The sequence below is a fragment of the Algoriphagus aquaeductus genome, from assembly GCF_003253485.1.
GTDB lineage: Bacteria > Bacteroidota > Bacteroidia > Cytophagales > Cyclobacteriaceae > Algoriphagus > Algoriphagus aquaeductus.
This window is the reverse complement of the sequence record NZ_QKTX01000003.1, coordinates 284,318-302,571: the sequence shown is the minus strand read 5'-3', so window position 1 is coordinate 302,571 and position 18,254 is coordinate 284,318. Positions and strand designations below refer to the sequence as shown.

Annotated in this window: 15 protein-coding genes; 7 read left to right on the top strand and 8 right to left on the bottom strand. The window is 43.5% G+C overall.

Annotated elements, in window-relative coordinates:
• Positions 1–9: 9 nt before the first annotated feature.
• Positions 10–3,312, bottom strand: a complete 3,303-nt coding sequence (locus CLV31_RS05715) for a biopolymer transporter Tol (RefSeq protein WP_111391924.1) — start codon at positions 3,310–3,312, stop codon at positions 10–12.
• Between the two features lie 21 nt (positions 3,313–3,333).
• Positions 3,334–4,398 carry an NAD(P)/FAD-dependent oxidoreductase gene (locus CLV31_RS05710; RefSeq protein WP_245943330.1) on the bottom strand — a complete coding sequence of 355 codons (1,065 nt, stop codon included), beginning with the start codon at positions 4,396–4,398 and terminating at the stop codon, positions 3,334–3,336.
• Between CLV31_RS05710 and CLV31_RS05705 the strand changes: the two genes are divergently transcribed.
• From CLV31_RS05705 to CLV31_RS05685, 5 genes are all read left to right on the top strand, one after another.
• Positions 4,379–5,089 carry an MBL fold metallo-hydrolase gene (locus tag CLV31_RS05705; protein ID WP_245943329.1) on the top strand — a complete coding sequence of 237 codons (711 nt, stop codon included), beginning with the start codon at positions 4,379–4,381 and terminating at the stop codon, positions 5,087–5,089. The genes CLV31_RS05710 and CLV31_RS05705 overlap by 20 nt on opposite strands.
• A complete protein-coding gene (pssA, locus tag CLV31_RS05700) occupies positions 5,086–5,778 on the top strand; it encodes a CDP-diacylglycerol--serine O-phosphatidyltransferase (RefSeq protein WP_111391922.1) in 693 nt (230 codons plus the stop codon). Before CLV31_RS05705 ends, pssA begins: the two co-directional genes overlap by 4 nt.
• 77 nt (positions 5,779–5,855) lie before the next feature.
• Positions 5,856–9,005 carry a type IX secretion system sortase PorU gene (gene porU, locus CLV31_RS05695; protein WP_181452578.1) on the top strand — a complete coding sequence of 1,050 codons (3,150 nt, stop codon included), beginning with the start codon at positions 5,856–5,858 and terminating at the stop codon, positions 9,003–9,005.
• Positions 9,002–10,216 (top strand): type IX secretion system outer membrane channel protein PorV, encoded by a 1,215-nt coding sequence (gene porV, locus CLV31_RS05690; protein WP_111391920.1) that lies wholly within the window; start codon positions 9,002–9,004, stop codon positions 10,214–10,216. Before porU ends, porV begins: the two co-directional genes overlap by 4 nt.
• Positions 10,216–11,487 carry a M16 family metallopeptidase gene (locus CLV31_RS05685; protein WP_111391919.1) on the top strand — a complete coding sequence of 424 codons (1,272 nt, stop codon included), beginning with the start codon at positions 10,216–10,218 and terminating at the stop codon, positions 11,485–11,487. Before porV ends, CLV31_RS05685 begins: the two co-directional genes overlap by 1 nt.
• Here CLV31_RS05685 and CLV31_RS05680 read toward each other — a convergent pair whose 3' ends face one another.
• Genes CLV31_RS05680 through CLV31_RS05670 form a run of 3 tightly spaced genes read right to left on the bottom strand, consistent with a single transcriptional unit; the run spans position 11,488 to position 13,772 of the window.
• On the bottom strand, positions 11,488–12,438 hold the full coding sequence (locus CLV31_RS05680; protein ID WP_111391918.1) for a glycosyltransferase: 951 nt from the start codon (positions 12,436–12,438) through the stop codon (positions 11,488–11,490).
• 1 nt (position 12,439) lies between these two features.
• On the bottom strand, positions 12,440–13,360 hold the full coding sequence (locus tag CLV31_RS05675; protein ID WP_111391917.1) for a hypothetical protein: 921 nt from the start codon (positions 13,358–13,360) through the stop codon (positions 12,440–12,442).
• On the bottom strand, positions 13,332–13,772 hold the full coding sequence (locus CLV31_RS05670) for a sugar 3,4-ketoisomerase (RefSeq protein WP_111391916.1): 441 nt from the start codon (positions 13,770–13,772) through the stop codon (positions 13,332–13,334). The genes CLV31_RS05675 and CLV31_RS05670 overlap by 29 nt, the downstream gene beginning before the upstream one ends.
• A gap of 83 nt (positions 13,773–13,855) precedes the next feature.
• On the opposite strand from CLV31_RS05670, the gene CLV31_RS05665 reads away from it, so the two are divergent.
• The gene (locus CLV31_RS05665) at positions 13,856–14,470 is read left to right on the top strand and encodes an IMPACT family protein (RefSeq protein ID WP_111391915.1); all 615 of its coding nucleotides are present in this window, start codon (positions 13,856–13,858) and stop codon (positions 14,468–14,470) included.
• Here CLV31_RS05665 and CLV31_RS05660 read toward each other — a convergent pair.
• From CLV31_RS05660 to CLV31_RS05650, 3 genes are read right to left on the bottom strand one after another with little or no spacing between them, the layout of a single operon-like run.
• Positions 14,457–15,062, bottom strand: coding sequence for a 3'-5' exonuclease (locus CLV31_RS05660; protein WP_111391914.1), 606 nt, complete (start codon positions 15,060–15,062; stop codon positions 14,457–14,459). The genes CLV31_RS05665 and CLV31_RS05660 overlap by 14 nt on opposite strands.
• Positions 15,059–16,516, bottom strand: a complete 1,458-nt coding sequence (gene nhaC / locus CLV31_RS05655) for a Na+/H+ antiporter NhaC (RefSeq protein ID WP_111391913.1) — start codon at positions 16,514–16,516, stop codon at positions 15,059–15,061. The genes CLV31_RS05660 and nhaC overlap by 4 nt, the downstream gene beginning before the upstream one ends.
• Positions 16,517–16,566: 50 nt before the next feature.
• On the bottom strand, positions 16,567–17,697 hold the full coding sequence (locus CLV31_RS05650) for an NAD(P)/FAD-dependent oxidoreductase (protein ID WP_245943328.1): 1,131 nt from the start codon (positions 17,695–17,697) through the stop codon (positions 16,567–16,569).
• A gap of 72 nt (positions 17,698–17,769) precedes the next feature.
• On the opposite strand from CLV31_RS05650, the gene CLV31_RS05645 reads away from it, so the two are divergent.
• Complete coding sequence (locus CLV31_RS05645) at positions 17,770–18,249, top strand: Mpo1 family 2-hydroxy fatty acid dioxygenase (protein WP_111391911.1); 480 nt, start codon at positions 17,770–17,772, stop codon at positions 18,247–18,249.
• Positions 18,250–18,254 lie beyond the last annotated feature (5 nt).

Below are 18,254 nucleotides of genomic sequence, written 5' to 3'. Positions count from 1 at the left end.
AATTAGGTATTAGAAATTGTACCCCAAAGTAAAGTAAAATCTCAGGTCTTCGGCTTTATAATTTCGAATAGGTCGAGCGACATCGAATTTCACATAGTAATTCAGAAGGACCGTTCTTAGACCTGCGCCATAACTTTGAAGCCAAGGATTATTAAAATTGTTCAAGACAATCACAAACGGAGAACCGACGGTATTGACTACTTCAGTATTCTGATCATTGACCCGTTCCCAAGGAGCTGCATCGTTCCAGGCCGAACCGATATCATAGAAGCCTACCAGCTGGAAATTTCGCACAAAGTTGGATGATATATTTCCTCTGGTCAGATAAGAGAATAAGGGTAATCGAAGCTCGGTGGTAAAAGTAAATACATTCCTGCCTCTGATTTCGTCATAATCATAGCCTCTCAGATCCACAAAGTCCGCAAATAAAATATTTGAATTCTCGGCTCCAGAGGGATTTCTGACAGGTGAAGGCTCGGGCCTGTTGCTCGGAGGGTTATAAAATTCATTAAACAGCCAATTGTCCATTCCACCTACGAGGTAGTTTTGGGGATTTGCACCCATAAAGGACCCGAAATACAGCTTGGAGGCCAAGACAATGTTTTTGTGAACTTTCTGATAATTGCGGATATCCAAGTAAAAATTGCTGAATGACCTACTGCTATGGTTCAAGCCTTGGTAATGCATAAATCCAACCTTTCCTTTCGTACCCGTGAACGAGTACAATCCCATTGGTTCGGTACGGTCATACACAAATTCTGCTTTTCCACCCAGATAGTTGACATCAAAACGGTTTTGCTCTGGTACTTGGCCAAATATGACAGAATCTGAATTAAGGTTGAGGTATTGGGATTTTGCCAAAAACGGGGCGGCATAAAATCTCGAGTGAATATTAAAAGGATACGAGACCCCTGCCTCCACCTTAGTCAAGACATACTTTTGGAAAGTAACGTCTCCCTCAGAAACCCGTATGGTTTTTCGGTCATACCTGCCCCGGAAGTCCAAACGGGACTTTAGATACTCATATTCAAACCAGACATCACCACCCGAGCTAAAATCCAATGACGTCATTATTCCTCCCATAAACACATGGTTGTCCAGAATATCAGTCATTTTTCCATTCAGATTAATTCCGAAGCCCCTCAAAGGATCTACGACAAATCGGGTATTAATATTATTGGTGAAAAACTGAGGTTCCATTTCCCTTGGACCTGACACTCTTTTTTGGAGCGATTGTCTTCTGAAGGACTCCAGTAAACTCGTCCGATTAGGATCAGTTCTGGTATTGCCCGACTGCTGCGGAATGATGGAGGTAGCGGGCACGGTATCAAACACATAATTATCCGTGTTGACTCCTTTTCTGGACTCAAAACGCAATCGGTCTAAATTGATGGAAGAAGTCTTGGCCTGGGTAGTATCCACGGATACCGCCTGCCTCAGTTCTTGCTGGGTCGGTTGCTTTGCTGCAGGCGCTTCAGGAGTCTGAGTCCTCGCTTCTAGGAGTCTCCTTGCGGCCAATCTTTCATTGAGATCTTTGGCCTGGGCCAATTGAACCCTCGGTGTGCTGGGTGTAAATTGATCGGCTCCACTGAATCCTTCGACAAAAAGGTAAGATTCCTTACCGTTACGGACTGCATATGCGATCTTATTCATTCGTCCGGTGACGTCAAAAACCTCCACACTCTTGTCGTAAGCAGAAATTTGATTGGAAACCTGATTCCCAATACTGAATCTCATCATATTGGTGATTCCACTTAAGTCACTCAGATAGAGAACCGAGTTGTTATTTAACTTCCTCGGCATCAAGTTCACACTGTTTGCATTGGTTAGTTTGGAAAACTCCGTAGTGTCTTTCAAAACCTGAACCATAAACAGATTATACTGTGAAGGTATAAGTTTGATATCTGGAGTAGCCGTGAGTACGGAGTCCGGAAGCTCAGTGAAATTGGAAGAATAAATGATCGTAGAATCATTCAAAAAGACCGGGGTAAGATCATCAAAGAGATCATTGGTCAGCCTTTTACCCTGTCCCCTTACATTGAGGGTGTAGATATCAGTTCTGCCATTTGAAATAGCTGAAAGCACCATATTCCTGCCCGATTCATTGAAGTCCAGGCTGAGGATTTGAGTAATATTTCTTAGGAAAATTTTATCCTGTGAGGTGCCGTCTATAGACCGTTGTCGGAGTGTGGTAAATCCTCTTTTGAAAGAAGCAATGGCAATATTGGCAGAGTCTCTCCATGCAATGACCGGCGCACTCAGGTTGGCCGGGAGTTCCTCATATTTTGCTCCGCCTTGAAATACGGTCTGCTCAGATCCTGAAGAAAGGTCTCTGACAATGACCTTGAATTTCCCCGCATTATTGATCACATAGGCTAATTTCAACCCATCAGGACTGAACTTGACGTCAGAAATCGCTCCGTCTACTCGGGAAGAGGTAGTGGCGATGGCATTTTCAGGCTTCAATTGCTTAAATGAATTGTAAACCGGTTCATTTACCTTCAAATAATACTGTTGCCAATCTTTGAAAAAGGTCTTGAAATTGAGTCCTATGGTATTGGCAATACTATTCTCCTCATTCCTGTTGATCCTGGAAAGATTTAGGATACTGGATACATATCTTCTACCGTACTTTTCTGAGATATAATTCCAAATGGACTGTCCTACCAAACCTGCTTCAACACCGGTCAGATTATGAATTTTGGGGTTGGAATTATCCTTTAAAAACTGCCGGATAAAATCATCCATTTCCCGACTCCAACCTTTCGCGAGATAAAGTGCGACTCCATCTACATACCAATCGGGGAAATCATTGATCAGATTTGCCTGGAATGCATCCGCAACCGACGCCCCATAAAGCATTTCTCTGATGATGACTTTGGCTGTTGCAAAAACGATATCCTCCTTAAACTGATCTAAGCGGCCTTTGTAGGCCACTTCCGCTATCAATCTTGTAAATTTGGTCTGACCCTCTTCGGTATATTGGATGGCATTCAAACCCAAATTGCTCTGAAGTCTTTCTTCGGGGGAGTTGTAAATGTAAATCCTGGGTTTGGTGTAGGCGACGTATCCTACACTTTGGGTGATTTTGTCAAATTCTGATTCCAAAAAATCAATGGCCATTTTGGCATTGGGCCCTCCCCGATCGTAGTAATAAACTTCAAAATTATTGGAGGAGTAAAAGTACCATTTGATTTCCTTGTGCTGTACCCGATTTTTTCCAAATCGTTCTTGGTCAAATTGTGCCCATACCTGGGTAAAGGAAAACAGCAACGTAAGCAAGAATAGGTATCGAAAGACCGATATTTGCATTCGAGAAAGAATTGATAGGTTTTAAATATACTTAAAATACCTTGTGATATCCACTTCGCTAATCAATGGCTTGGAATGAAGCAGAAAGTCTACCATTTGCCCACTAAAATAGGGAATTAATGATACGCCTTTCGCACCAAAACCATTGAAGATGTAAACGCTTTCATGGGTTGGATGTTTTCCCAGAAATGGCTTTCGGTCTTTGGTAGCCGGTCTAATCCCTGATTTATGAGAAATAACCCCTTCTACAGGGACTTTAACCACCTCATTCAACTTATCCAAAAGTTCAACTTTTGCCCGTTCTGTAGGCCCCAATTCCAGGTCATGCCAAGTGTAGGTGGAACCCACCCGGAATGTTTTTCCTCCCAAATGAACCCGAAAAACCCCTCGATTCACGATAAAATCCGGATTAAATCCTTGTTCAACTTCCAAGATTTCCCCTTTCACCGGAGCGAAAGGCAAAAAAGAAAAGAATCGGGAATCTTTGGACGCCACACCACTACAATAAATCAGGTTTTTGAAAAGAATTCCCCGATAGCTCCACCCGTTGGAATTTTTTTCCAATTCTCCTTCTTGGAATGATTCAACCCTGAGACGATCTCCAAAAAACTCCCCCATGCCGTCCAAAAGAGAGTTGATATCCAACCAACCCGACATGCAAAGCAAAACTCCTCCATAGGGGTCTTTCAATTCGGAATATTGGCTTTCCGTGAAAATTTTCTGAATAAAAATCTGAATTTCCGGATCACTCGAATGTCCCATCCATTCATTCTGCTCTTCTACAGACAAAAAGGGACGATAAATCTGTTTTGAATTGAGAAAGCTTCTTCCCGTCACCTCTTCCAGTTCCCGGTAGAAAGGTTCGATGTTTGGAAAAAGCAGTTCACCCATCCAGGTTTTTACCATTTTTCTCCCCGTGACCGGATTGTATAATCCTGCCGCGATCCTGCTGCTTTGATTTTGGTGCGGCTGGTCCAAAATGAGCACATTTTTCCCTTCCTTGAGAAGACGATATCCCAAGGCAGTTCCTGCAAGACCTTGACCTATGATTAAAAAATCAAATTCCATGGCCCAAATTAACGCCATAATTCCTTACTTTGTCCAGATCACGAGGACTTTTCAGATGCTTCAAATTAAGTGCTTCACCTTCAATCCATTTCAGGAAAACACCTATTTAACCTACGACGAAACAGGTCAGGCTGCTTTGATTGACCCGGGTTGTCACACGGCCCTTGAGCGGAGAGAACTGGAGGATTTTATTCAAAATGAAGGACTTCAGGTCTCCCAACTTTTGAATACCCATTGCCATATCGACCATGTGTTGGGGAATGCGTGGGCGATACGCAAGTTTGGTCTTACACTTAAAATTCACCCAAAAGAAGCTCAAGTTCTCAAATCAGTGGAAGTTTACGCTCCTAATTACGGCTTTCATGGCTATGAATCCGCCGAACCCGGAGAGTTTCTCGAAGAAGCACAGGTGATCCGGGTAGGAAAAGAAGAACTGAATATTCTCTTTGTCCCCGGGCATTCTCCGGGGCATGTGGTATTTTACCACAGCCCGAGTCGCCGATGCATTGCAGGGGACACTCTCTTTCGTGGGAGTATTGGCCGGACTGACTTGCCTGGAGGAAACCATCAGCTGCTCTTGGAGAAAATAAAAAGTCAATTGTTCGAGCTACCGGATGAAACGGTGGTTTTTCCAGGTCATGGTCCCGAAACCACCATCGGCTTCGAAAAAATTTACAATCCTTTTGTTGGAGAAAAAGCATTCCATTGAAAATCCGAAGACACATACCCAATGCCTTGACGCTCCTCAACCTGTTTTTTGGAGTGTCCGGAATCATTTGGGTCATCCAAGGCGACATCCTTTCAGGAGCTTACTTCGTTTTGATTGCCGCTGGATTTGATTTTTTTGATGGATTTGCCGCACGTCTGTTGCGCGTGCAAAGTGCGATAGGAAAAGAATTGGATTCCTTGGCCGATGTGGTGTCATTTGGGGTGCTGCCTGGTGTGATCCTTTTTTCACTCACCAAATCTAAATCAGATCTGGATTGGCTACCCTACCTCACCTTGATTGTGCCCATGCTGTCGGCCTATCGGCTTGCAAAATTCAACCTGGATACACGCCAATCCGATCGTTTCATTGGATTGCCGACCCCGGCAAATGCGCTCTTCATCTCTACCCTTCCACACTTCGCCGTTCAGTATCCATCTTGGGGAAGTCTTTTATTACTCCCCCTATCAATGGTGGTGATTGCTTGGATCTTCTCGATCCTACTGGTTTCAGAAATCCCTCTGATTGCACTGAAATTCAAAGATTATTCCCTCGCTTCCAACAAAACCCGATACCTGCTTATTTTTATTGGACTCACCTCTTTTGCCTGGATGCAACTTGCGGGTATCCCGTTGGTGATTTTGGTGTATATTGGTTTATCCATTTTGGAGCAAGCCACAGGAAGTGAATGAGGAAAACGGCGCTTACCATAATTTCAATACTTTTTTTTGGGCTACCCCTCTCAATTTCCTTTGGGCAATCTTCCCTGATGAAATTCGGAGTCACCGAGGCGGGAGTTTATAAAATCTCCTCTTCTGATGCCAGACAAGCGGGATTTAGCAGTCTGGATGAACTAGCGGTGTATGGATATCCCGGAATGCTACCTCAAATTCTGGATTCTACGCAACTGGAATTACAGGAAATCCCGGCATGGAAAGAAGGGGACTTTTTGTTCTTTTTCTTGGAAGGACCACACACCGCTTCAATTAATGAACTGGGAGAAATCCAATACAACCATCACCTCTATACCGATACCCTGAAGTATTTACTCGGTAAAAAAGCATCTCCAAAAAGAATTCAAGCACAAACGGGCGTTAACGATGGAGCCAATCCGGGCACAGTTTGGTACTCCATCCGAAGTTTTAAGGAAGAAAAAATCAACTTGCTTAACTCGGGAAGATCATGGTATTCTGACCCGATCCGTACAGGACAAAGTCTAAATATTTCTTTTGGGATATCCTCTGAAGGCTCTGAACCCTGGCTGATGAAAGCCAAGGTCATGGCTCAACCAAGCTCCAGTTCACAAATAAGAATCTTCTCCGGAAATGATCTTCTTTCCGAACAAACTTTTGATCCTATTCCCAATTCCACATACGGAATCAAAGGGAGAGAAAGTGAAATTCAATTGCAGTTCAACCCGGCATACAATCGATTAAACCAAATTAGGGTAACTTTTCAAGGATCGGGATCGGGGCATCTAGACTTCATTTCCCTGGGAATACCGGTACAAAACTCCACCTTATCCTCCGGAATCTTTTATGGAAAAACCGAAGAACTGATTTCTCTTCCTACGTCGCTAAACACCTGGGAAATCAGTGATTTCTACCATCCTAAAGCTTTCACAACAGGGATTTCGGCCAAAGGAAAAAAGTGGGTAATCTTTTCTCAAAACGACACCAAAGCCGTTCAAAATCTCCAGCCAATATCCCAAGAGATTTCCACTGCCTATCCGGAATTATTAATCATTACCTCCCCACTTTTCAATGCAGTTGCACTTAAACTTCGGGACCATAAATTGAGTAAAGGGATCCCTGCACAGGTGGTGCCGATTACGGATATTTTTGATCAGTTTGGATATGGGAATAAGGACCTGACCGCCATCCGTAATTTCATCGCTTCTCAATACCATGCTGGATCACGGCTCAAACAGGTGCTCATCCTAGGAAAAGGAACCTTTGACTATAAAAATAAACTCGGCGGAAGGCCAAATCTGATCCCTATTTACACCAGCCGAAACAGTCTCGATCCGTTGCGCACTTTCAGCTCGGATGATTTTTTGGGTCTGATCGATTGGGGACAGGGGGAATGGGAGGAGTCACAATCCGGAGATGAGCCTATGAAGATCGGAGTTGGCCGCGTACCCGCGATCACCTTCGAGGAAGCCAATATTTGGGTAGAAAAATTGATCCGGTATGAAAATTTACGCTTTCAACTTCCTTTCAATCAAAGGTTAATTATCGTGGCCGATGATGGAGACAATTCCATCCACATGAGAGATGCCGAGGTCCATGCTGACTTTCTCTCGAAAAACCACCCTTTCTTTGGACTTGAAAAACTTTACTTGGACCGATTTGAACAAATCCGGTCCGGAGGAACTCAGTCTTCCCCCCAATTAAGGACTGCGCTCGAACAAAATCTGGAACAGGGGGCATTGATCCTTAACTATATCGGTCATGGGAATGAAACGACTCTGACTGCAGAAGAAATCTTTAGAGTCCAGGATATTGCCGACTGGGCAAATCAGGACCAGTTAGCCCTTTGGATGACTGCGACCTGCGAGTTTGGTAGACACGACAGCCCATTTTTCCGATCCGCGGCAGAAGAGTTACTCTTTTCCAAGAATAAAGGGGCCATCAGCCTTCTCAGTACGGGCAGACCTGTCTTTAGCAGTGTCAATTTTTCTTTAAATCAAGCCTTCATCGAAGAGGTTTTCAGAAAAGTAGATTTCAATTACCAAAGCTTGGGTAATATTTTTAAAAACACCAAAAACAAGAGTCTCAACGGTTCATTGAACAGGAATTTCTCTCTTCTGGGAGATCCGAGCATGTTTTTGAATACTCCAGAATTGGGTATAAAACTCGAAAAAATCTCTGATGCCACTACCGGCAATGATTTGGATTCTATCCGGCCCTTTCAAAAAGTCCAGTATGAAGGAATGATCATCGATCCGATGACCGAAGCCACTCTTCCTAATTTTAACGGATTTTTTCGGCTGGAATTGAGCGATAAGCCAGTCCACATTCAAACTTTTGGAGATGAAAATACTCCCTTCGAATTTAAAGACGAATCAGATCTGCTGTTTAAAGGTGAGGGAGAAGTGAAAAACGGAAGATTTATAGGTCAGTTTCAACTTCCCGCTGAAATTAATCCGGAATTTGCCACGGTAAACCTCCGCCTCGTGGCATGGGACAGTATTCAATTGATCCAAGCTGGAGGAGTCATTCAACCGATCGTAGGCGGAATTTCCCAAAACCCGATTACTGACAAGACGGGGCCTGAAATCCAAGCACAAATCCCAGGAAGCAAGGAAGGGCCATTGGTGATCCCTACCAGACAAGTTTCTTTAAAAGCGGAATTTTCTGACGAAAGCGGAATATATATTTCATCGAGAGACAGGGAGAAATTCTTAAGTATCCAGATCAACCAAGGCCCACTGATTCCCATCAATCACTTATTTAAAGCGCTTGAAGGAGGATTTCAAAAAGGAGAAATCACCATGATTCTCAAAGGCTTGATCGAAGGAATGAATCAAATCCGGATTTTAGCCTGGGACAACGCCGGCAACAAAAGTGAACTTTCCTTTACCATTGAAGTCCGAGGCAGTGAAAGAATCAGCATAGTAGAACATCGGGTTTATCCTAACCCAGCTTTGGAAAAATCTTCCTTTTTCTTTCGGCATAATCGGCCGGGTGAAAACCTCGAGGCAACTTTAGAAGTTTACTCTACATTGGGTCAGATACTTTTTTCTGATTCCAGACGTTTAGTGAAAGCGAATGAAATAATTGATGATTGGCACTGGATTTTTTTACAAAGCATGACAAAATATCCAGCGAAAGGAACTTATATTTACAAATTAACGCTTAAGTCAGAATCCGATTTGGACCAGGATTCAGTCAGCGGAAAACTGTTGATTCAATGAATAAAAAGGCCATTTTAAGCAGGAAAAGCATACTATCTGTAGTTTTTGCCTTGGCTGGATTTTCTACCCTTGCACAGAACAGTGTGATCATCTCAGGTCAGGATCCTAACCGAAGAGTGATCACGACTGCGGTGCCTTTTTTGAACTTTGCTCCTGACTCAAGGCATTCGGCCATGGGTGATGCAGGGGTTGCCACTTCCCCAGATGCCAATTCGGCGCATTGGAATGCGGGTAAACTCGCTTTTGTGAAAGACGACTTAGGCTTATCCCTATCGTATTCACCTTGGCTCGGAAGATTGGTCAATGACATGTCGCTCAACTATCTGTCGGGCTATAAGAAAATCGATGAGAATTCCACTTGGGGATTTGACCTCCGGTATTTCAACATGGGAGATATCGAATTGACCGACGGAAGGGGAAACCCAATTGGAGAATTTAATCCAAGAGATATCGCGATCGGAGGTTCATACTCCCGAAAGCTCTCTCAGAATTTCGGAATCGGTATTTCCGCGAGATTCATCCACTCTAATCTCTCAGGAAATATTTCTTCCACCGGTGGGACTGAAGCCCGACCAGGAACTGGTGTAGGAGCGGATATTGGAATCTATTATCAAAAGCCAGTTTTGATCGGATCCAAGGAAGGCACTTGGTCTTGGGGCATGTCAATTTCCAACATTGGCCCAAAAATCACTTACAACAGTGCCGAAGACTTGGACTACATCCCTACCAATTTCAGGGTAGGTACGGCTTACAAAATCAATTTTGACAAAACCAATTCCATCACCTTCGTTTTGGACGCAAACAAGTTGATGGTGCCCACTCCTCCTATCTATCGGACCAATCCTGACGGAACGCTATTCACCAATGAAAACGGGGATTTGGAAATCGCTGCCGGCCAGGACCCTAATCGGGCTCTGATCTCGGGAATGTTTGGGTCGTTTTCGGATGCCCCGGGAGGATTTGAGGAAGAGTTACGTGAGTTCACTATTTCCTTTGGTGCCGAATATCTCTATGCTGATAAGTTTGCCTTGAGGACGGGATACTTCTACGAAGACCGAACCAAGGGAGGCAGAAAATATTTCACGATGGGTCTGGGCTTCAATATGAGAAGACTCGGCCTTGATTTTTCTTATCTGGTTCCACAAGTTCAAAATCACCCATTGGCCGAAACGCTCAGGTTTACGCTTCGGTACACAATCGCTTCCAATTGATGAAATTGGATAGGTCTCAGGCCCCCGAGTTTAAAATTCCGGGCGATTTTGAATTCATCAATCCGACATCCTATCAACTCAAGTCGGGAATCCCGCTTTTCTTTATCCCTACCCCATCGGTAGATGCCGTAAAGTTGGAAGTGGTCGGTAAAAGTAAACGGTCCAATCTTCCGCTTCTCCATGCTTTAGTTCCATCATTTACCCTCCAGATGCTTCTCGAGGGCACTCATACCCATTCAGAGCGTTCGCTTTCTGAGTTTTTTGATTTCCACGCATCAGAGGTTCATCCTTTGTTAAGTTTTTCCCATGAAGGATTGAGTTTATTGAGTACCAAAAAGCATGTTTTTGAAGTGTTGCCGGTCTTTAGCTCATTATTTACAGAGGCTAACTTTCCGAAAGAAAATCTTGAAAAAAGAAAATCCCAACGAAAGCTGAGTTTGCAGTTAGAAAAAGAGAAATCTTACTCCCGAGCGAGCCAACTTTTCAGGAGCGCCTTATTCGGAAAAGAACACCCTTTTGGTCTGGAAATCACGGAATCACATGTGGATCTGATTCAGTCAGAATTACTTCAATCCTACTATGACCAAGAGCTTTGGCATGATAGTGAAGTTTTTCTCTGCGGTAATCTCAGTGAATCTGAAATCGAATCTATTCTTTCAATCCTGGAGTCTTTACCATTAAGAAAATCCAAAGGGCCTGAAAAAATAACAACTCCGATCACAACCACCGAACTTCACGAAGAAAGACCAGATGCTCTTCAAAGCAGCATTAGAATCGGTTCGTGGTCGATCCCCAAATCCCATCCGGATTATTTTGCCCTATCAGTCTTCAACACCATCCTTGGAGGGTATTTTGGGTCACGTCTAGTCAAAAACATCCGGGAAGACAAAGGTCACACCTATGGAATTTCCTCTTCCTTGGCTGAGATTGGGGATTACCACTATTGGGTCATCGGTGCGGATGTTCAAAAAGCATTCAAAGATGAGGTCATTCAAGAAATCCATCTTGAAATAAGAAAATTGTGTCAAGAGCCTGTTGGAATCGAGGAGCTAGAGGTGGTGAGAAATTACCTAATTGGCCAAATGCTTTCCAAATTCAGCACGTCTTTTGACTTAATGGACCGGTTTCGAACCGTTCATTATTCAGGACTGGATTTGTCATTTTTCCAATCCAAGCTGAATTTTCTGAAAACTTTTACGGCTGAAGATCTCCTGAGAATAGGAAATATTTATTTCTCTTCTCCTCCATTTGTAGAGGTAGTGGTGGGCTAATCAGGTGAGCTTGATGTACAGCCATGAGATATCCCAGGCTTTTTTTGCCCAATATTTATAAAAAAGAAACCTAAGGCTTCTTAAGCCGATTTGCTCTCCCATTTCTACCAATTCCCTTGCCGGCTCAAAATTACCTGACCATAAGGCATGTTTCAATTCATACATGATGCGCTCACCAAGCGCTCTATTTTCTTCGGGATAGAGGTTGAGCTGTTGAATCTTGGAACAAACCCTAACCGTACTGGGCAGCATCTGAGAATGATACCGATCATATTGAGATGCCGACATGGACTGATTGTGTTGCCGCTTCAAAACCCCCATGTGATCAGAAAACAGCACGGGGTACTTTCGGGCTAAGCGGATTTGAATGTCAAAATCCTCATAATACAGGCTTTCATCATACCCTCCTTCTTTTCTCAGGATTGCAGTATTAAAAACCATGGTTGGTGAGCAAATGTAATTCCTCCTGATCAGCGTTTCATAAATATTGGTCAATTCGATCTCCTCTTTCAACTCACCTGCTGAGTTCCTTCCATAAAAGGTCCGAACCTCTGATTTTTCATCCAAAATGTACGCATCAGAAAATACAAAAGCTGCAAAAGGGGCATTTCTCAATTCCCGGATTGAAATGGAAAGATGCTCTGGATAGAGTATATCATCCCCGGAAAGATCCACCAAATATTGGCCCGTGGCTTTGTTTAAAAACTCATTGAACAGCCGACAATAGGGCTGCATTTCCTTGTAGAAATAAGTGTGAACAGGTAGATATCCAGCACTTTGGTTGGCCCAGGCTCTGATCACCTCGGCTGTAGAATCGGTGCTGCCATTATCCACCACTATCAACTCTTTGGCATAATAATCCTGCTGTTTGACACTTTCCAGCGTCTCCTCAATCCACTGCTCGTGATTGTAGGCAATGCAAATAACTGTTACTTTTTCAGCCTCATTCATGTCAAAACCTCAAATTCCAGGTGACTTTATTACTAATATCGTTGGAAAATCGGGATTTAAAGAACATTAAACCATGATTGATTCCGGATTCGATTTCTGATGACCCCAAATCAATAAATTCGGATTTTTGCTCCGCGGCAAGCTGAAACAGGTTCAAAAGAATCAAATCCCCACAATTTGGAACTTTTGCCGAAGGAGAAATGGCTGAAAGAAAGTAGTACATCCCTTCAGGCACCAATTTGACCGCCATAGCGTGGGCTATAGGGTGATCATTTTTAAAAATTGAAATCTGAAAGTATCGCTCCGGAAACACGGAAACTTGCTCAATCACTCGCTTTTCGTCCAAATTAAAGGCATAGCCTCTTTCATTGTTCCAGTTTCGGATTTCTTGAAGAAACTTAAAATTCATGATTTGACCTCTGTAGCTGGTTAAGCGCAATTCATTTTTTTGAGATTTCAACTTTTCTTTCAAGTTTTGAGCCTCTTCTTTGATCTTCTTTTTTCCGAGAAAAAACTGATGGCTAAACACACTTGTCTGGACAAATCCTTTTTTAAACAAAACACTTTGGATCAGATCGGTAAAGGGTTCATAGGGTTTGGGAGGCTGAGTCAAAAAGAGACTGCTCAACCCTCGGTTTTTCAAGTCCAAGACAAATCGGTCTACAAACTGTGTAAGCTCATCAGTATGAATCGAACCAAAAATCCAGATTCCTCCAAAAGGGAGCCCGGGTGATGAGACAGCCTTTCCGTCTTTCTGAATAGCTACACGGACTACCGCCTTCAACTTCCCTTTTTTGTGCCATTGATACTCCAATTCCTGTACGCAGTCAACTCCTGGAAAATCCCATAAAAAATAAGGCTTTCCACTTTCGAAAGAGGAAAGTACCCGAAACTCAGCGGAAGTTTTTTTGGAGTCGTTCAAAATCTGATTTATCTCGAATATAGTCCTCTTCTGAAAATTCACGGTCGGATAGCCCTAAAACCACGGTACCCTCTTCACACTTTACCTGAGTCCAATTGAGAGGCGGGACAAAAACACCTTCAGAGGGATGTCGCAATTCGAAGGAATGAAGCTTCCCGTCGATGCTTTCCACTTCCAAATAAGCACAGCCTGCCAAAGCCACTAAAACCTGGGATTCGTTCAGATGGGCGTGATTGCCTCGGGTCAGTCCCTCTTGTACTCCGGTGATCCAAAAACAACGAAGGATTCCCTGGGGAAACAAGGTATTGTCTTCCCAAAAATGTAACTCCCCCGACAATGAGTCTCTCCCCGGAATTTTGATCATTTTGGGATATTTCAACTCAAGTGAACCCGAAATCTCGACCTGCTGCATTGGCTAAAATTAAGTGAAATAGCGGGAAGAAGTGATTAGCAAAAAGTTAATTTTCTAATTTCGGGATCGGTTTATTACAAATCATGCCCTACTCTTCTGAACAGGATTCCTACTTGACTCTCGCTGGAAAAAGCTCAGGCATTTATAAAGATCGAGGGAGCAAGTTTCTCTATTTCGCTTTTCGGGTGGAAAATGAAGAGGAGATCAAAGCCGAGTTGGCCGCGTTACGAAAAATTTATTTTGATGCCACGCACCATTGTTATGCATGGATTCTGGGACCTCAAGGAGCACAATTTCGTGCCAATGATGACGGTGAACCCAACCACTCCGCCGGTGATCCGATTTTGGGACAAATCCGCTCCCATCAACTCACTCAGGTTCTTATCGTGGTCGTCCGGTACTTTGGCGGAACCAAACTTGGAGTAAGCGGACTGATAAATGCCTACAAAACTTCCGCCTCACTCGCAATCGAAGAAAGTGAAATCGTGAAAAAGTGGGTTTTGGGAAGGATTACCATCCAATTCCCTTATGCTTCCATGAATGAGGTGATGAAATTGATCAAATCAGAGCAGTTGACCATCGTCAATCAGGAGCTTGGATTGGATTGTGTGCTCACCTTAGAAATGAGAATGGGGCTCCTGGAGGGAGTAACGGCAGCTTTAAGTGAAATCGAAGGACTTTTGGTCAAAAACGATTAAACAACTCATCCAAATATCCTTCTTCCCGAAGCACCCTAAAAATCTCCAAACAAGCCCATGCATCTGTTGCAGCATACCTCATTTGTTTTTCCGTCAATTTTTCAGCTTCCCAATTGGACACTTGCTCAGATTTTGAGATTCGCATTTTAAGCACCATCCCACACAGGTTTCGGACTCCAACATTTTGAAAACCAACCTTTTTCAACTCGTCATTTAAGTCAAAAAACGAGAGCGGATAGAATGAATCCGTGAGTTTTCTCAATGCTTTCAAATCGTCATGGACAGCCGCTCCGATTTTCACCAGATTCTCCTTCTCCATCAGATTTCTTAAGGGAGGAGGAAACCCAATCAAATGAAGCCTAAAAAGAAACGCCTGCTCTGGAGTGGATAGTTGAAGCAGGGAAACATGATTAAACTGGCCTTTCCGAAAGGAAGGCTTGGTCTCGGTATCAAACCCGATTAGCTGCTGATCTTCCAGAAAATCCACTGCCTCATCAACCAAATCAGGACGGTCAATCAAATGGATCTTTCCTTCAAACTGCCCCAATGGCAATTCGTTAATTTCTTCTTTCGTAATGCTAAAAGGGATCATACCAACTCTTCTTCCGGCTCGTAATAGGTAATTCCGATTTTCAAATACCCGTACAAAATGGTCATAAATGGACTTATTATATTGAAAAAGCAATAGGGCGCATAGGTCAAAGTCGCTACTCCCAAAACTGAAGCCTGCGTGCCTCCACAAGTATTCCAGGGCACTAAGACGGACGTGACTGTGGCTGAGTCCTCAAGTGTACGACTGAGGTTTTCAGGCTTAAGCCCTCTTTTTCGGTATACATCGGCATACATACGACCGGGGACCAAAATTGCCAAATACTGATCGGAAGTCGTGATATTAAAAAACACACAGGTAGCTGCGGTAGAAGCAATCAGTGAACCTATTCGATGAACTTTTCGGATGACTGCTTCGGCCATGACCTTGAGCATGCCGCTCTCTTCCATAATTCCCCCAAAGATCATGGCACAGATGATTAGCCATATTGTATTGAGCATACCTCCCATGCCTCGGGTTACGAGCAGTTCATTGACAATATCATTGTCTGTCACCACTCCTATCTCACCAAAGAGCGCCATCATCACAGATTTGAAACCCAAGTAATAATAAGGGCCTTCTTCGGCTGCTATTTCTGCAATTATCCCCGGCTGAAAAATCAAGGCAAATACCCCTCCGAGTAAGGCTCCTGTCAATAGTGCCGGTAAAGCCGGAACCCGCTTGACAATCATCACCAAAACAACTGCAGGTACCACAAAAAGCCACGGGGTAATATTGAATTTTTGGGAAATCACACTGGAGATGGTCTTGACATCCTCCACACTTCCCGAAGTCTCATAGTTGAGACCAATCACAATGAATAGAATAAGCGTAATTAGGATCGTTGGAACGGTGGTTTTAGCCATATGCCTGATATGGGTGAACAAATCAGTCCCCGCCATGGCCGGAGCAAGGTTGGTCGTGTCGGACAGCGGAGACATCTTGTCTCCAAAATATGCGCCCGAAATAATGGCCCCTGCAATAATTCCTTCCTCAAAACCCAGCGCTTTTCCAATTCCCAAAAGAGCCACACCCACCGTGGCCACTGTGGTCCAACTACTACCGGTCGATACAGATACAATCGCACTGATAAAACATGCCGCAAACAAAAAGATTACCGGGCTCAACACCATCAATCCATAATAAATCATTGCCGGTACAATCCCACTGAGCAACCAAGTCCCTGCCAGGGCACCAATCAAGAAAAGGATCAGAATACTACTCATCGCAGAACTTATGCTCCTGACTACCCCCTCTTGCAAGGTTTCCCAAGAAAACCCAAGTTTGAATACTGCCACACAGCCTGCTACGGTCGCTGATAATACCAGTACAATTTGATTGGATCCGGAAAGTCCGTCAGTTCCAAAAACCCGAATATTTATAATCAGAAGGACAATCAAAAAAACTAAGGGGATCAGTGCATCATGCACTTTCGGAGCTTTCGGCATTCCTTTCATTCAGTCACATAAGAAGTTTAATCGCCTTGAATCTAAATAAAAAAAACCAATTACATTTCTGAAAGAAGTGCGGCAAGTTCCTTACCCACCTGCCAGCCTATGGCAACACCCATTCCACCCAATCTGACAGCCACAGCTGTTTTATTTCCAATCTGCTGGATCACAGGAGTCTTTTTGGGACCAAACGCCATGATCCCTGTCCACTCCATCTCCCATTCAAACTCCCGATATGGAAAAATGACCTCCTTGGCCAATTGATCCAAATGGGCTTTTATCGAGGGATTGACAGAAAACTCTGTTGATTTTTCATTTTCAAAATCTTTGTTTCTCGCACCACCCAACAATAATCGTCCATCTACCTCACGGAAATAGACATAGCCTTTGTCCATATGAAATGCCCCTTTCCACGGCAAATCAAAATGAAGCGGCTTGCTGAGCAATATGAGTCCTCTTCCCGGTTCCAACGGAGATTCTGTCCAAAGTTTTTTGGTAAAGGCATTGGTACAAACAGCGACCTTTCCGGCAGAAAACTCAAATCCGGAACTTTTCTCTTTATTTTCAGCAACCACTCTTCCTTGCTCTGGGTCTACTTCCACTACCGTGAGGCCGGTCAGGATGGTTATCCCCAATTTAGAGGCCTTATGCCAAAGGGCTCCCAAATAAGCTCCCGGGTCTAATTCTCCCTCAAATTTGTTTTTGACCACTGCTTTCACCTTTTCAGAAAAACCGAATTTCCCCGGTTTTTTGACTATGGAAAACACCTCATCTTTAAAAACCTTCTTTAAAAGTCTGTTGGTGTCAGGAAGTCGGTCCAATGCACTCAGGTTGCTTTCATCCAAAATTTCATATCCGCTGCGATGCTGGTAGCGCAGGACTTTGTCTCCAAAATGTTTTCTGATTTGCCTCAATCCCTCATACCTTCTCTCCACTAGCTGAACCACTTCATCGGGACTCATCACCCAAAAATCATCTAAAATCTCAGTCAGACTTCCAAAACATGCAAAACCGGCATTCTTGGTGCTGGCACCGGTCGGAAACACGCCCCTTTCCAACACCAAAACCTTGGACTTGGGTTGATTTTTCTTAAAGTGAATGGCCGTTGAGAGTCCGGTAAACCCTGCCCCCACCACAATTAAATCGTAATCCAAAAAGTTTTTTTGCTCCCAATAGCTTAACATCATCCGAGAGAATTTAATTTTTGATTCGTGTTGGTTAATTTGTGTCAAAACTACCGCAATTAAACCCAAAAAACCATGAGAAAAATTGATCTTCTACTCGAAGAATACGGTGAAAGTCATCGAAATGAAACAAACAAGTTGATCCACTGGGTCTGTGTACCTGCGATTTTTTTCAGTGTAGTGGGACTGATTTTCAGTATTCCCTCGGCGTTTTTGATGGAATTGCTTCCTTTCATCGGAAACTTTGCCAATTGGGCAACCTTTGCCTTGCTTTTTGTCTTAATCTATTACTTGTCTTTATCGGTCCCATTGACACTGGGCATGCTGCTTTATGCTTCTTTTTGTCTGGCCTTGGCAAATTTTCTCCAAATCCTATTTCCGGGAAAATTGGGACTCATCAGCATTGGTGTGTTTGTCATTGCCTGGATATTACAATTTTATGGACATAAGATCGAAGGTAAAAAACCATCATTCTTGAAGGATTTGCAGTTTCTGTTGATCGGACCTGCCTGGCTTTTGCACTTTATCTACAAGCGAATCGGAATTGCTTATTGACATTT

What these genes read in the sequence shown, in the direction of transcription:
- CLV31_RS05650 (WP_245943328.1), bottom strand. Translation starts at nt 17,697, where the DNA reads ATGATGTTAAGCTATTGGGAGCAAAAAAACTTTTTGGATTACGATTTA.
- CLV31_RS05705 (WP_245943329.1), top strand. Translation starts at nt 4,379, where the DNA reads ATGGCCCAAATTAACGCCATAATTCCTTACTTTGTCCAGATCACGAGG.
- CLV31_RS05715 (WP_111391924.1), bottom strand. Translation starts at nt 3,312, where the DNA reads ATGCAAATATCGGTCTTTCGATACCTATTCTTGCTTACGTTGCTGTTT.
- CLV31_RS05680 (WP_111391918.1), bottom strand. Translation starts at nt 12,438, where the DNA reads ATGAATGAGGCTGAAAAAGTAACAGTTATTTGCATTGCCTACAATCAC.
- porU (WP_181452578.1), top strand. Translation starts at nt 5,856, where the DNA reads ATGAAATTCGGAGTCACCGAGGCGGGAGTTTATAAAATCTCCTCTTCT.
- CLV31_RS05710 (WP_245943330.1), bottom strand. Translation starts at nt 4,398, where the DNA reads ATGGCGTTAATTTGGGCCATGGAATTTGATTTTTTAATCATAGGTCAA.
- CLV31_RS05660 (WP_111391914.1), bottom strand. Translation starts at nt 15,062, where the DNA reads ATGATCCCTTTTAGCATTACGAAAGAAGAAATTAACGAATTGCCATTG.
- CLV31_RS05685 (WP_111391919.1), top strand. Translation starts at nt 10,216, where the DNA reads ATGAAATTGGATAGGTCTCAGGCCCCCGAGTTTAAAATTCCGGGCGAT.
- CLV31_RS05665 (WP_111391915.1), top strand. Translation starts at nt 13,856, where the DNA reads ATGCCCTACTCTTCTGAACAGGATTCCTACTTGACTCTCGCTGGAAAA.
- porV (WP_111391920.1), top strand. Translation starts at nt 9,002, where the DNA reads ATGAATAAAAAGGCCATTTTAAGCAGGAAAAGCATACTATCTGTAGTT.
- nhaC (WP_111391913.1), bottom strand. Translation starts at nt 16,516, where the DNA reads ATGAAAGGAATGCCGAAAGCTCCGAAAGTGCATGATGCACTGATCCCC.
- CLV31_RS05670 (WP_111391916.1), bottom strand. Translation starts at nt 13,772, where the DNA reads ATGCAGCAGGTCGAGATTTCGGGTTCACTTGAGTTGAAATATCCCAAA.
- CLV31_RS05645 (WP_111391911.1), top strand. Translation starts at nt 17,770, where the DNA reads ATGAGAAAAATTGATCTTCTACTCGAAGAATACGGTGAAAGTCATCGA.